Origin of the sequence: Clostridium sp. SGI.024 (genome assembly GCF_050315195.1) — a bacterium.
Lineage (GTDB): Bacteria > Bacillota > Clostridia > Clostridiales > Clostridiaceae > Clostridium.
On the sequence record NZ_JBNPON010000002.1, the window covers coordinates 114,239 to 128,231 of the forward strand.

Annotated in this window: 16 protein-coding genes; 2 read left to right on the plus strand and 14 right to left on the minus strand. The window is 26.7% G+C overall.

Translation table 11 applies throughout. The features are described 5' to 3' along the window. Positions 1-127: 127 nt before the first annotated feature. The 11 genes from ACQRD5_RS01390 to hisZ all read right to left on the minus strand — a co-directional run bounded on the left by ACQRD5_RS01390 (position 128) and on the right by hisZ (position 10,309). On the minus strand, positions 128-1,438 hold the full coding sequence (locus ACQRD5_RS01390; protein WP_427746430.1) for an IS30 family transposase: 1,311 nt from the start codon (positions 1,436-1,438) through the stop codon (positions 128-130). Positions 1,439-2,687: 1,249 nt separating this feature from the next. Then, entirely contained in the window at positions 2,688-3,014 is a 327-nt protein-coding gene (gene hisE, locus ACQRD5_RS01395; protein WP_294363228.1) for a phosphoribosyl-ATP diphosphatase, read from the minus strand. 11 nt (positions 3,015-3,025) lie between these two features. Beyond that, entirely contained in the window at positions 3,026-3,352 is a 327-nt protein-coding gene (hisI, locus tag ACQRD5_RS01400) for a phosphoribosyl-AMP cyclohydrolase (protein ID WP_374044467.1), read from the minus strand. 2 nt (positions 3,353-3,354) lie between these two features. After that, complete coding sequence (gene hisF, locus ACQRD5_RS01405) at positions 3,355-4,113, minus strand: imidazole glycerol phosphate synthase subunit HisF (protein ID WP_320627666.1); 759 nt, start codon at positions 4,111-4,113, stop codon at positions 3,355-3,357. A gap of 8 nt (positions 4,114-4,121) precedes the next feature. Beyond that, the gene (gene hisA, locus ACQRD5_RS01410) at positions 4,122-4,835 is read right to left on the minus strand and encodes a 1-(5-phosphoribosyl)-5-[(5-phosphoribosylamino)methylideneamino]imidazole-4-carboxamide isomerase (RefSeq protein WP_294363232.1); all 714 of its coding nucleotides are present in this window, start codon (positions 4,833-4,835) and stop codon (positions 4,122-4,124) included. After that, on the minus strand, positions 4,832-5,446 hold the full coding sequence (hisH, locus tag ACQRD5_RS01415) for an imidazole glycerol phosphate synthase subunit HisH (protein WP_294363233.1): 615 nt from the start codon (positions 5,444-5,446) through the stop codon (positions 4,832-4,834). Before hisH ends, hisA begins: the two co-directional genes overlap by 4 nt. Before the next feature lie 14 nt (positions 5,447-5,460). Further along, positions 5,461-6,054: an imidazoleglycerol-phosphate dehydratase HisB gene (gene hisB, locus ACQRD5_RS01420; RefSeq protein WP_427746431.1), complete on the minus strand. Its 594-nt coding sequence runs from the start codon at positions 6,052-6,054 to the stop codon at positions 5,461-5,463. Positions 6,055-6,186: 132 nt separating this feature from the next. Beyond that, positions 6,187-7,239 (minus strand): histidinol-phosphate transaminase, encoded by a 1,053-nt coding sequence (gene hisC, locus ACQRD5_RS01425; RefSeq protein ID WP_427746432.1) that lies wholly within the window; start codon positions 7,237-7,239, stop codon positions 6,187-6,189. After that, positions 7,232-8,521, minus strand: a complete 1,290-nt coding sequence (hisD, locus tag ACQRD5_RS01430; RefSeq protein WP_427746433.1) for a histidinol dehydrogenase — start codon at positions 8,519-8,521, stop codon at positions 7,232-7,234. Before hisD ends, hisC begins: the two co-directional genes overlap by 8 nt. 23 nt (positions 8,522-8,544) lie before the next feature. After that, a complete protein-coding gene (hisG, locus tag ACQRD5_RS01435) occupies positions 8,545-9,177 on the minus strand; it encodes an ATP phosphoribosyltransferase (RefSeq protein ID WP_320902075.1) in 633 nt (210 codons plus the stop codon). Further along, complete coding sequence (hisZ, locus tag ACQRD5_RS01440; RefSeq protein WP_320902073.1) at positions 9,167-10,309, minus strand: ATP phosphoribosyltransferase regulatory subunit; 1,143 nt, start codon at positions 10,307-10,309, stop codon at positions 9,167-9,169. Before hisZ ends, hisG begins: the two co-directional genes overlap by 11 nt. A gap of 256 nt (positions 10,310-10,565) precedes the next feature. Here hisZ and ACQRD5_RS01445 point away from each other — a divergent pair, with 256 nt between their 5' ends. Beyond that, complete coding sequence (locus ACQRD5_RS01445) at positions 10,566-10,808, plus strand: hypothetical protein (protein WP_320902071.1); 243 nt, start codon at positions 10,566-10,568, stop codon at positions 10,806-10,808. Positions 10,809-11,160: 352 nt separating this feature from the next. Then, positions 11,161-11,709 (plus strand): hypothetical protein, encoded by a 549-nt coding sequence (locus ACQRD5_RS01450; RefSeq protein WP_320902069.1) that lies wholly within the window; start codon positions 11,161-11,163, stop codon positions 11,707-11,709. 247 nt (positions 11,710-11,956) lie between these two features. Here the strand turns inward: ACQRD5_RS01450 and ACQRD5_RS01455 are convergent, their stop codons facing one another. The 3 genes from ACQRD5_RS01455 to ACQRD5_RS01465 form a co-directional block, all read right to left on the minus strand. Beyond that, the gene (locus tag ACQRD5_RS01455; protein WP_320902067.1) at positions 11,957-12,457 is read right to left on the minus strand and encodes a GNAT family N-acetyltransferase; all 501 of its coding nucleotides are present in this window, start codon (positions 12,455-12,457) and stop codon (positions 11,957-11,959) included. Positions 12,458-12,492: 35 nt separating this feature from the next. After that, a complete protein-coding gene (locus ACQRD5_RS01460; protein ID WP_427746434.1) occupies positions 12,493-12,957 on the minus strand; it encodes a GNAT family N-acetyltransferase in 465 nt (154 codons plus the stop codon). Positions 12,958-13,178: 221 nt separating this feature from the next. Then, positions 13,179-13,979, minus strand: a complete 801-nt coding sequence (locus ACQRD5_RS01465; protein WP_291630287.1) for a YhfC family intramembrane metalloprotease — start codon at positions 13,977-13,979, stop codon at positions 13,179-13,181. Between the last annotated feature and the right edge of the window lie 14 nt (positions 13,980-13,993).

Below are 13,993 nucleotides of genomic sequence, written 5' to 3' on the forward strand. Positions count from 1 at the left end.
ATCGTTTTTCTAGGGTTTTTAAACATGATTAATAAGCCTACGGAATCGTGCTTGCAAAACTAAGTTCCGTTTGCTTTATTTTTGCATGATTAAGTTCCGTTGATACTTGCCCTAGATTTTTGATATCTTATTTTTTTAAAAGTGCAGGTTTTAGATGTATTTCATCTGCTGGGATATATTTTAATGATAGTTTATCTAGCAGTGAATTATCTAATAACATTTGGGCTAATTTAAATGGTGTATTTCCATTTAAACTAGCTCTTGCTGTATTATTAATATGATTCATCATTAAAGTAATATCTTCTTGAGTACGATTATTTAAAGATGTTCCTTTTGGTATTATATACCTTATGTATTCGTGATTCTTTTCTACGTAAGGCTTCTGATAAGAAGCCATGGGATTACAGTAAAATATTTTAGTTCTTTGATTTCCTTCATTATCTAATTCTAATGATTCAGGATCTTTAAATTCGGATCCGTTATCTGTTAAAATAACAGGAAAGTATTGCTTAAATAATTCATGTCCTAATACCTCATATAGCTTATCTATAGCTTCTCTTACAGCTAATTCGCTACAACTATCAATAATAAAAGCTATCATTAATGAACAATTTCTAAAAATAAAAGTTAGAAGAACTTTGCCACTACGTGTGCCGTGGACAGTATCCATTTCTACTATTGGAGTATTTGGATTCTCTTCAATGAATTTAACAAAGTCACTAAATGTTCTTCCAATTCTATAATTAAAATCTTTAGTTACAGAAGTTGTAGATTTCTTTCTAGGTTTATACTTAACTTTTCTAGGTAAATCAATATTTCTAGCAGTGAAAGCATTTTTATCAAAATAATTATATAAGGTTCTTTCAGAACATTTTATTTCTTTCCTATGATGCGTGAAAATATGGAATAAAGATTGTCCTTTTAAAACTAGTGGAGATATTATATCATCCATCTTTTTTAATTCCGTTGAAGTTATATTAAGACCTTCTCTAGATGACTTTAAAAGCTCTTTATACTTTGTATCAGCTACTCTAGCTTTATAGTATTGTTTTTCAGCCGTACACGTAGTAGCTGTGCTACATCCGTTACAAACATATGGGTAACGGCTAAGCTTAGAACATTTCTTAGTTGAATATTCATTACAAGACCTATAACAATTTATAAATCTACATTTCTTACATTGCTTGCCACAGCTAGTATTACACAAGTTAGTCTTAGTGCAACTTTTTCGATGTTGACACGGCTGGATATCATTTTGTTTTAGTCTACTTACTTTAAGAAATCTATTTCGTTTAATTTCTTTAGAAATTGTAGTAGGATCTTTTCCAACTCTTTCAGCAATTTCTTTCAGTGTATAATTTTGATCTAACCCATATTCAATTATAAGACGTTCCTCAATTCTAAGGTGTTTTCCTTTGCATAATTTAATATTTGACATAATTAATCCTCCTAATATGCTCAGGACAAATATCAAATTAATTATATCAGACACTTTGCAAAACTAACTTCTGTTTCAGTAAAAAAACGGAAATTACTTTTTCAATTTACATTCATTTCAAAACCTCCCATTATAATCATATATTAAAATGTAAAATAAATATATATTTTACATTTTTAATATTATACTACCATATTTTATTTTTTAATATTTTGTTTTTTTTATAAATATTATTTGTTATTCTTTCTTTTCTTGTAGATAAAACTTTAAAATTAATATTAATATTTAATACTTAATACACATAAAATTAAAACTTTTGACTTTTACAAATTACGCTAAAAGTAATTTTTGCGAAGAAATAAAAATTAACAATTTTAAGCCATTTGTAGGCTATTAAAATTTTTTAAAAAATAATAGTTTTTGGTTTACTATAAATAAACTTCTATAAAAAAGGTACTATTTCTTAATCTTAGTTACGAAATAGTACCTTTTTAATTTTCAGCTCTTTACTATTACCTTATCCATTCAACCATAGATATTTAAAATTCACTCTTCATCATTTAAATAACTCAGCTTCTCTGAGTTATTTCCTTAATTCTTAACTCTTACTTATTAATTATTAACTTATTAAGAACACTGTTTATAATTTTTAAAATTAATAACCATACTCCAAAGAAATCCCAAAGATAATGAATCTATAAAAATATTACTAGTAACGCTCCCAAATATTTTTTCATATATAAAATATAATAATGTTGATATAGCTAGTGGAATTAATAATATTACTAAAAAGATTAATAATTCATTCTTAATTTTCAACTTTTCTTTTATTAACCATTTAGGAAAATTAAATATTTTATATAAGCTCAAAAACATATATAAAAATCCCATGGACAAAATAAAAGGTATTATAATATTTTTTATAAATTCTATCATTTAAATTAATCCTCTCTACTGTTAAACAAATAATACACATAACATCTTATATAAATAACCAACACTTAATTAAAACAAACAAATTTCGAATTAAATATTCACTATAATTATAATTATAACTATAACTCATCTCATCTAAATTATTTTCCTAAATTCTATTCTAATTCTTCACTATTACTTATTAACCATCACTTTATCAATTCTTCCATAGACATTTAAAATGAAATTTTAAATAAGAACTGTAATTTAATAACTCAGCTCGCCTGAGTTATCTCCTCACTTCTACATTTTACATTCTACATTTTACATTCCCCTAAAGGTTTTCTATTTCTCTTCTCTCACCTTTTAAATTATTAACTTTACTTCTTCTTTTATTTAATTCTTCTTCTACATCTTCTAAGGATATTCCCATTTCAACCATAGCAACTAAAAGATGATAAATTAAGTCCCCAATTTCGCCTACTTGTTCTTCTTTATTATCATTTTTTGCACTAATAATAACTTCCGTACATTCTTCTCCAAGCTTTTTAAGTATTTTATCTATTCCTTTAGTAAATAAATAGCTTGTGTAAGATTTTTCATCTCCACCTTCTTTTCTACCCTTTATTACCTCATAAAGTTCTGCTATAACCTTTTCCATTTTATCGCCCCTTATAATAACTTTTTATGAAAGCAGCTTCTTTCCCCAGTATGGCAAGCTACTCCCTTTTGTTCAACTAAAACTAAAATAGTATCTAAATCACAGTCTAAATATAGCTCTTTAACAATTTGAAAATGTCCAGAAGTAGCTCCTTTATTCCAAAGTTCTTGTCTACTTCTACTATAAAACCAAGTAGTTTTATCTTCTAAAGTCTTTTTAAAACTTTCCTTTGACATATAAGCAAGCATTAATACTTCTTTAGTTTTATAATCTTGTACTATAGCTGGAAGTAATCCATTCCCTTTTTCAAAATCTATTAAATCAATATTAAAATCCATATCTATAACCTAACCTCTATATTATTTTCTCTAAGATATTCCTTAACTTCCTTAACTGTAAGATCTCCATAATGAAATAATGAAGCTGCTAGTGCTGCATCAGCTTTTCCATCTATAAATACATCTTTAAAGTCTTCTATTTTACCACAGCCACCAGAAGCTATTACTGGAATATCTACTATATTACTAACTCTGCTAGTAACCTCAAGGTCAAAACCTTTTTTAGTTCCATCAGCATCCATTGAAGTTAATAATATTTCTCCTGCACCTAAGCTATGAGCCTCTTCTATCCATTTAAATAAATCTATTCCTGTATCTACTCTTCCACCATTTATATAAACAGTCCAGTTGTCTTTATCTTTTCTCTTAGCATCAACAGCTAAAACCATACATTGATTTCCAAAGTAATAAGCACCTTCTTGAATTAACTTAGGATTTCTAATAGCTGCAGAATTTAAGCTTATTTTATCTGCTCCTGCTCTTAGTATTCCTCTAATTTCTTCAATTGTAGTTATTCCTCCACCTACAGTAAAAGGAATAAATATCTTTTCAGCTACTCTTTCAACTACATCTATAATAGTTTTTCTTTTTTCATGGGATGCAGTTATATCTAAAAATACTAATTCATCTGCTCCTTGCTTATAGTATTCTTCTGCTAAATCTACAGGATCTCCAACTTCCTTTAGTCCTACGAAATTAATTCCCTTAACTACTTTTCCATCTTTAACATCAAGACAAGGGATAATTCTTTTAGTATGCATAATATCACCTACTTACATAGATTTATAGCTTCTTTTATATCTATAGTTTTAGAATAAATAGCTTTACCAACTATACATCCATAAACATCTAGAGCTTTTAAAGCAATAATATCATTAATATCTTTTACTCCACCAGAAGCTGTTACATCAATTTTAGTAGCTTCACTTACATCCTTTATTATGCCTACATTACTTCCTGCTAAAGTTCCATCTTTACTTATATCTGTAACAATAATATTACTTACGCCTATTGCTTCCATATCTTTAATTAAGTCCATATAATAAACATCACTTTTATCTATCCAACCTTTTGTGCAAATATAACCATCCTTAAAGTCTACAGCAACAGCAATTTTATCTCCAAAATCTTTTACTACTTTTACTAATAAATCTCTATTTTCTATAGCAACAGTACCTAATATAACTCTTGCTACTCCCCCCTCTATTAAAGCTTTAATGTCATCATAATTTCTTATGCCTCCACCGACTTCAACATCTACCTTTAAAGTTTTTACAACTTCTAATATAGTTTCTTTATTAATTAGTTTTCCTGCTTTAGCTCCATCTAAATCAACTAAGTGAATTAAATCCGCACCACTATCTACGAAAGACTTTGCTAACTCTAGAACATCTTGTCCAATAAAATCTGTTTTATTATAATCACCTTGAAATAATCTAACTGCTTTACCACCAATAATATCAATAGCTGGAATTACTTTCACTTTATCATCTCCCCAAATTTTTTTAATAAATTAAGTCCCGTTTCTCCACTCTTTTCTGGATGGAACTGCATTCCTATTACATTATCTTTTCTAACTATTCCAGGTACTTTAACTCCACCATAATTAGAATAAGCTATAAGATTTTCATCCATATATTCACAAGCCATAAAACTATGCACATAATATAGGAAATTATCCCCAGATAATCCACTTATAATATCATCATTATTGTTAATAACTATTTTATTCCATCCCATATGTGGAATTTTAACCTTTTCCTTTGGTTCAATTTTTCTTATATTACCTTTAATTAAGCCTAGCCCATGACATCTGTCTCCTTCAAAGCCTTCTTCAAATAATATTTGCATACCTAAGCATATTCCAAGAATTAATTTTCCTTCATTAGCTAAGTCCTTTATAAATATATCCAAATTATCATCTTTTAAATTATCCATAGCTTGCTTAAAGGCCCCAACTCCAGGTAATATAACAGCACTTGAGTTCCTAATTACCTCTTTATCCTTTGTAACAACTGATAAAATACCTAAAAAATCTAAAGCATTTTTAACACTTTTTAAGTTCCCCATTCCATAATCAATAATAGCAATCATACTACCCCACCTTGCTAAATATTTAATGATCCCTTTGTAGAAAGTACCATTTCTCTATCTTCATTATAAGAAATTGCTTCCTTTAAACATCTTCCATAAGCTTTAAACATAGCTTCTATTTTATGATGATCATTTTCTCCATAAAGAATTCTAAGATGTAATGTAGCATTTGAATTCATTGCAACAGCTCTAAAGAATTCCTTAGTCATTTCTGTTGAAAAGTTTCCTATTTGTTCTCTTTTAAATGCCCCTTCAAAATGTAAGAAACTACGTCCACTTAAATCTAATATAGCTTGACATAAGGTTTCATCCATAGGAAGAAATGAATTTCCATATCTCTTTATTCCCTTTTTATCTCCTAAAGCTTCATTTAATGCCTTACCTAAAGAAATTCCTATATCTTCAACTAAGTGATGATCACAAACATCAATATCTCCTTCTGCAAATAAATCAATATCTATAGAACTATGAAAAGAAAATAAAGTAAGCATATGATTTAAAAATCCAACTGGAGTTTTTATCTTACTTATTCCTTTACCATCCAAATTGATTTTTAAGGAAATACTTGTTTCTTTTGTAGTTCTATTTACACTAGCTATTCTATCCATATAAACCTCCCTATACGAAATGCTAGATAAATATTATATTGAGAACAACCTCAAAATCCCAAAGTCCTACTGATATAATATTTATCTATCACTATACTAATTTTACTAATTTAGCATTTTCATTTTGAATTATTAAAATAAAAAAACATTTTTTATAGCTTTTACAACTTTTGAGTTTTCTTCTTCTAAGCCAATAGTTATTCTAAATCTTTCATCTTCAAAATTTCTTATTGTTATATCTTCTTTTTCTAAAGCTTCAATTAATTTTTCTTTAAATTCAGTTTTTCCATATATAAAGTTTGCTTTAGAAGGATAAAACTTAATTTTAACTTCTTTATATTTATTTAAAGCTTCTTCTTCAATTTCTTTTAATTCCTTATAAAATCTTTTTCTTTCAGAAATAATGTAATTTAAATTATTTAATAAATCCTTACTATCCTTTAAATAATTTATTGCTATTTCTTGAGATAAAGAATTTACATTATAAGGTGTTTTATATTTTAATAATTCTGCAATACTTTCTTCATTTCCTATTAAAAATCCAACTCTTAATGCAGCTAGACCCCATGCCTTTGATAAAGTTCTTGTTACAAGTAAATTCTTATATTCATTTATAAGTGAAATAGCTGATACTCCATAAAACTCGTAATAAGCTTCATCTACTAAAACAACCTTATCTTTAAAAGCATCTAAAAGCTTTTTTATATCATCAATAATAAATCCATAACCTGTTGGATTGTTAGGATTAGAAAATAATATTAATTTAATATCATCACTTTGTCCTAAACTAATAAAATCATCTACATTAAAGCCTTTATCTAAATCAAAATCATACTTAACAATTCCACCCTCATTTATATTTGTATAAAAATCATACATTACAAAATCAGTGCTTAGTGTTAATATCTTATCTCCCTTAGAAATAATTTTACTAATAACTAAATTAAGCATTTCATCCGAACCATTACCAGCAATAACATTTTCCTTTTTCACTTCTGCATATTTACTATATGCCTCTCTTAAAGCATCACTATCGCTATCTGGATATCTATTTAACTCAATATTCTTTAAAGCTTCAACTACACTTGTAAGCTTATTTTCATTTATTTCAACTGGACTTTCATTTCCATTTAATCTTATTTTTGTATTATTATTATTTGAATAAACACCTATATCTTTAATCATTTTCTAACCTCACCTTTATAGAATTTCCATGAGCTGTTAACCCTTCTTTTTCTGCTAAAAGCATTATCTTATCTCCTACACTATTTAAAGCTTCCTTTGAATAATGTAAATATGAGCTTTTCTTAATAAAGCTATCTACACCAAGTGGTGATGAAAATCTAGCTGTTCCATTAGTAGGTAAAACATGGTTTGGTCCAGCAAAATAATCTCCTAAAGGCTCTGGTGAATAATACCCTAAAAATATTGATCCTGCATTCTTAACTTCTCCAAGATAATCAGGAGCATTTTCAACCATTAACTCTAAATGTTCTGGTGCAATTTTATTTGATATTTTTATACACTCCTTAATATCCTTACATATAACACACATACCATAGTTATTTAATGATGATTCTATTATTTCTCTTCTTGATAATAAAGTAATTTGTTTATTAAGCTCCTCTACAACTTCTTTATATTTTTCATAAGAAGTTGTTAATAATATAGATGATGCTAACTTATCATGTTCAGCTTGTGACATTAAATCTGCTGCAATATACTTAGCATTAGCATTTTCATCTGCGACAATTAATATTTCACTAGGTCCTGCAACCATATCTATATCTACATCCCCAAAAACTAATTTCTTAGCTGTAGCTACATATATATTTCCTGGACCTACTATCTTATCTACCTTTTTTATACTTTCCGTTCCATAAGCTAAAGCAGCTATACCTTGAGCACCACCAACCTTGTATATTTCACTAACTCCTGCTAGCTTTGCAGTTACTAAAATATATGGATTAATTCCTCCATCTGATGAAGGTGGTGTAATCATTACAATATCTTCAACTCCAGCCACCTTTGCTGGTATTACATTCATTGCAACTGAAGATGGGTATGCTGCAGTTCCCCCTGGTACATATACCCCTATTCTTTGTAATGGTAATATTATTTGCCCCATAAATATTCCATTTTCTTTTTCAATTGAATATCCACTTCTAACTTGCTTTTTGTGATATTCTTCAATATTATTAATTGCTAATTTCATAGCATTAATAAAGTCTTCTTCTACCTTAGTAAAGGCTTCTTCTATTTCTTCATTAGAAACTCTTAAGTTACCTATATCAACTTTGTCAAATTGCTTTGTATAATAATTTAAAGACTTGTCCCCATTTTTTCTTATATCTTTTAAAATATTATTAACTACATTTAAAACATCAGTACCTTCAGCGTCTCTATTTTGTATTATTTTTAAAATATCACTTTCTTTATCCTTAGATAAATCAAATATTTTCAACATAGCCCCACCTCTTTATTTATTGCTTATTTATTGCTTATTGATTGTCTTACACTTTCTAAAATAAAATCAATTTCCTTTTTCTTAAGCTTAAAGCTTGCTTTATTTACTATTAATCTAGCACTTATATCTTTTATTTCTCTTGATACTACTAATCCATTTTCCTTTAATGTAGTTCCAGTCTCCATAATATCTACAATTCCATCACATAAGCCAAGAATTGGTGCTAACTCTACTGACCCCTCAATTTTTATAATTTCTACATCTATATTATTTTGTTTAAAATAGTCCTTAGCAACCTTAGGATACTTTGTTCCAATTTTTATATGGCCTTTCATTTTAAACAAATCCTTGTCTGGCATAGATGCTACTATAAACTTACACTTACCTACCCCTAAATCTATAAGCTCATAACAATTATTATTTTTTTCTAAAAGTGAATCTAATCCTACTATACCTACATCTGCTACCCCATGTTCTACGTAAGTTATACAGTCATTAGATTTTACTAAAAAATAATCTATATCATATTTAGTATCATTGAAAACTAATTTACGTCCTTTATCTTTTAAATTATCTACCCCAAAACCAGCTTTTTCGAAAATTTTAATAGCTTCTTTTTCTAATCTACCTTTTGTTAAAGCAATACTAACCCCCATAATACTCCTCCCTTACTATTCTTATTTCCTTTTCTTCAGTTGAAGGTATTACCTCAACTACATAGCCTTCACTTCTAAGCTTCATGCTTTCTTTAATTGCTTCAATTTCTTTTTCCTTATTAAAGATAATTTTAAACTTAGTTTTAAGCTCTAAATTCATTGGTAATATGCTTACTAATTCATCTACATTTATAGAAAACCCTATAGCTTTAAAGTCCTTTTTACCAGACTTTATTAAATTGTCATATCTTCCACCACTTAAAACTACATTACCTGATCCCTCAACAAAGCCTCTAAATATTATTCCAGTATAGTAATTAACACTTGGTGTTATTCCTAAATCAAAGGTTATATAATCCTTATAGCCTAAGCTTTCTAATCTATTAGCCAAATTTTCTAAGGTTTTTATGCTTTCTAACATATTTTCATTAAAGGATATTTCTTTATAACTATTAAGAACTTCTACTCCATCACCAAATATAAAAGGCAACTTATAAAAAGTATTCTTTATATTTTCATCTAGATTTAATTTTTCTAAAAGTAAATTTAACTCTTGTATTTTCTTATTTTCAATTAACTCAGATAATAATACCTTTTCTTCTTTTGATATATTTAAGTCCTCTATTGCAGATTTAAAAAAGTTAACTTCGCCTATCTCAATCTTAAAATTCTTTGCCCCAGTTGATTTTAATGCTTCGATAGCAATTATTAAAACTTCTAAATCTGAAAAATCTTTTTCCTTTGTAATTAACTCAATTCCACAATCAGTGTACTCATTTCTTTTACCACTAAAATCTTCAAACACTCTAAATATTTTTGATGTATATCTTAGCTTTATACTTTCATTTATATTCTTAAATCTTGTAGAAACAAGTCTTACTATAGGAATTGTCATATCTGGTCTTAGTGCTAATATTCTTCCTTTAGAGTCAAAAAACTTATAAATATTCTCTTCTCTTAAGCCTGAATACTCATACCTGAAACCATCATAAAACTCTATACTAGGTGTAATTACTTCTTTATATCCCCATAAATCAAAGGTGTTATTAATTAAATTTATAACTTTATCTCTCTTTATACACTCTTCATTAGTTAAATCTCTTGTCCCATCAGGAATAATATTCTTATACATAAGCCCCCTCCAAAATTTTATTGCTTTATCACATTAAAGCGTTACATTAATAATAACACTTTCACTTCCTATATGTCAATCATTTATCAGAAAATTTACAAAACTGAGAAATAAAATTTACATATTATTCTAAATTCAAGAAAATATGTTATAATTTATTTATAATTTAAAAAACAAGATAAAAATATATTAAAAAAAGGAAGACTTTCAAGAAACCTTAACAAATAAAGTGTTTAGATTATGAAAGGTGTATTTTATGAGAATTTCTACTAAAATATTTTTTTCTGTATTGATTTACATTTTAATGGCACTCCTTAGTACATTTGAAGTTATACAAGATAGTATTGCTATGTTTTTAATATTTTTTACTCAATCTATATTTTTCTTTTATGATGCTTATGCTTTTTACAATAAAGATAATAAGCTATTTAAAAACAGTATAGTTTCAGGATTTATTATGATAGTGCTTTCATTTACAGGATTTATATTTAATAAGTAAAGATATAAAAAGAACTCTAATTTAGGATTTTCTAAATTAAAGTTCTTTTTATTTTATAAATAGTCATTCACATTTATAGCTTTATTACCAATATTCATCAATTTGCATTTCACTTATTCTTTATGTTTGGCTCTGTTTTAATTAAGTATTGATTTATTATGCTATTTTTAATAAATTAAAAAATATAAAATTAATATCTTACTTTTATGCTAATATAAACTATAATTAATGTATAATATAACTATATTAATTAACTATTGTATAATATTACTTATACAAATTTCTTTGTAAATTATGGTTTAAAGTAAAGCGAGAACAAAGTTTAGGGAATTGTAAAATAGGAGGTATAAAAGTGGAATTTTATTCGGATGAAAACACACATTCTATAGATGATTTAGAGCCTTGCTATAAAACTATTTATGAATTAGAAAATTATCTAATTACAAAATATAATGCAGAACTTATAAAGAAAATAGATGAACGGACTTTAAAGTTTACTAAGTACAATATTGCAAAAGATAAGTTTTCAGTATTACTTAAAGAAATTGTTGATTTAGATTCCTATGATTATAAGGGGGAAGACAGCCTACTTAAAGATATAGAAACAATAAATAATTTACCTAAAAGTTTATTAGATTTAGATATTGCCCAATATAAATTTGATGTAACCATAGAAAAAAGCATTATAGGATGCTTTGAAGTAATAATAGAGAGAAATACAGAATATGTTAATATGAAATTACAACAGATTTACGATGATATTAATCATAAAAATAAATTAATGAGCATTATGGCAGATATTATTTTATATCAAGGAGTAAATAAAGTAGACATTGATACAAAATCAGAACGGTTCTTTAAGTACGTTAGTGCAAAGGAGTTTTATAAGAATTATATATAAATTAGAGATATGATAATAGTTATGGTGTATTACTCAATTATTTAACAGGTAGAAAAGAAACTGTATTAAATTATGAGCATTAAATAGGAATTTAGCAGTTATATTTGTTAAATATATAAAAAAAGGTACTCTAAAAGTACCTAATCATCAATTGAGACTTATTTTACTTGGCGATACTCGCTCCCCAAATCTTACTTTTATTATATCACTTTTACTATAAAAGTAACTACTCTATAATACTTAATATTTACATTTCACTTATTTTATTTATTTCTTTTTCAGTTAACCTATATGTAGTCCACTCATCCATTGGAAAAGCTCCCAAGGATTTATAAAATTTTATTGATGGTTCATTCCAATTAAGGCACGTCCACTCAATTCTTTTACATCCCTCTTCTTTTGCTTTTTTTATAAGGAATTTAAAAGCTTCTTTTCCTATTCCTCTACCTCTAAATTCTTTTTTAATAAAAATATCTTCTAAGTATAAGCCACTCTTACCAATAAAAGTTGAGAAGTTATAAAAATATAAAGCATATCCTATAGGTTTTTTATCTAGTTCTATAATAACTACTTCAGCTCTCTTATTTTCAAATAAAGATTTTTTTAAACTTTCTTCAGTTGCTACTACTTCATCTGATAGTTTTTCATACTCAGCAAGTTCCTTAATAAAAGATAGTATAAGGTTACAATCTTCCTCATTGGTTTCTCTAATTTTTAAATTCTCTATACTAGTATCATAATATTTCATAAATATACCTCTCTTAAGTAGTAAAACTACGTTTTCTATGCAATATCCCTAATCATTGCTAAATTACATCTTTCACATACTTCTTCCTTTATTTCTTCAAAACCATACTTCTTATATAGCTTTGTTGCTTTATACAAAAGAGAATTAGTTTGCAACATAATACTCTTATACCCTAGTCTTATAGCTAATTTAAAAGAATTCTCTATCATTATATTTCCAAGCCCCATTCCTTGAAAATTCTTATTTAGGTACATCTTCCTAAGCTCACAGGTTTCTGAATCTATTTTATATATTCCGTAGCTTCCTATTATATTTCCCTTAAATTCTATAACTTCGAAGTCCCCATGATTCTCCATATAGTATTTAGGTATATCAGTAATATCTAAGTCTTCTTCCATTGGATTTAACTCTAGTCCATAAGGTTCTAAAGCTTCCTTTACTAATTTTAAAACCTCTGTTTCATCCCCTGCTCTAGCCTTTCTAATAATTAAATTTTTCATTATTTAGCCCCCCCATTTTTAATGTAAAATTTAGAATGTAAAATATAGAATTATTGGTGAAACTCCTTGCGGAGTTTCTAATTTAAAATATTTTTAGGTAATTTCAACGAAATTACCTAAATTAATTGCTTATTTTTATATTTATTTTTATATCCCTAAATTTTACTTTAATAAAAGTATATCATAAAAATTATTACTTCAATAATATTATACAGGATTTTCTAAATAATTTCATTATTAATCTTATCTTTTTTTATTAATTTTTTAAAGATTAAAATTACTAATACTATAACCTCTACTAAAATTAATAATTCTACAATATATATATTACTTATAACGCCCATTTGGTAAAGTCCTGCTGGAAAGTCTATAAACGCATGACATAATATAGCTAAGAAAAAGTAAATATACTTTTTTTCTTTTACAGCATAGAAAACTAAAACTGATAAAGAAATTTGAATACTTAGTGCTAGTATTCTCTCAACACCTGTCATCAAAAATAAAAAGGAAGAGCTATTTACGTATTGATTATAGGTTTTGCTTATTAGATCTTCAGAAACTGATGCTGCTTTCATCATAGATTGAAAACTTCCATTATTAATAAATATTGAGTATACAATAGAATTTATGCAACTAATTCCACCAATTAATATAGCTTCTATTCCTCCATGTCCAAGCCCATAAGTTATGGCTGTCATATTGTCTCTATCTTTTATTAAATATTTAAAACTTATTAATCTTGCTGTTTCTTCAAAAATACCTGCCATAAGTCCCCCATAAAGCATATATACTATAGAACTTCCCATTATAAATTGCGAAGTAGCTTTATTTATACTTAATAAGTAATAATGAATAGGTGCTTCAAGAACTTGTACTGCTATAAAAAAGGCTAACATACCTATAAAGAAGGTTTTTAATTTAACCTTATATTTTCTTTTTAAGTAAATTATTCCTCCTATAGGTAATACTAAACATATAATTAAACTAATAATCATAAAAGTTATTGATAAATTACTGACCATATCTAAATCCCCCA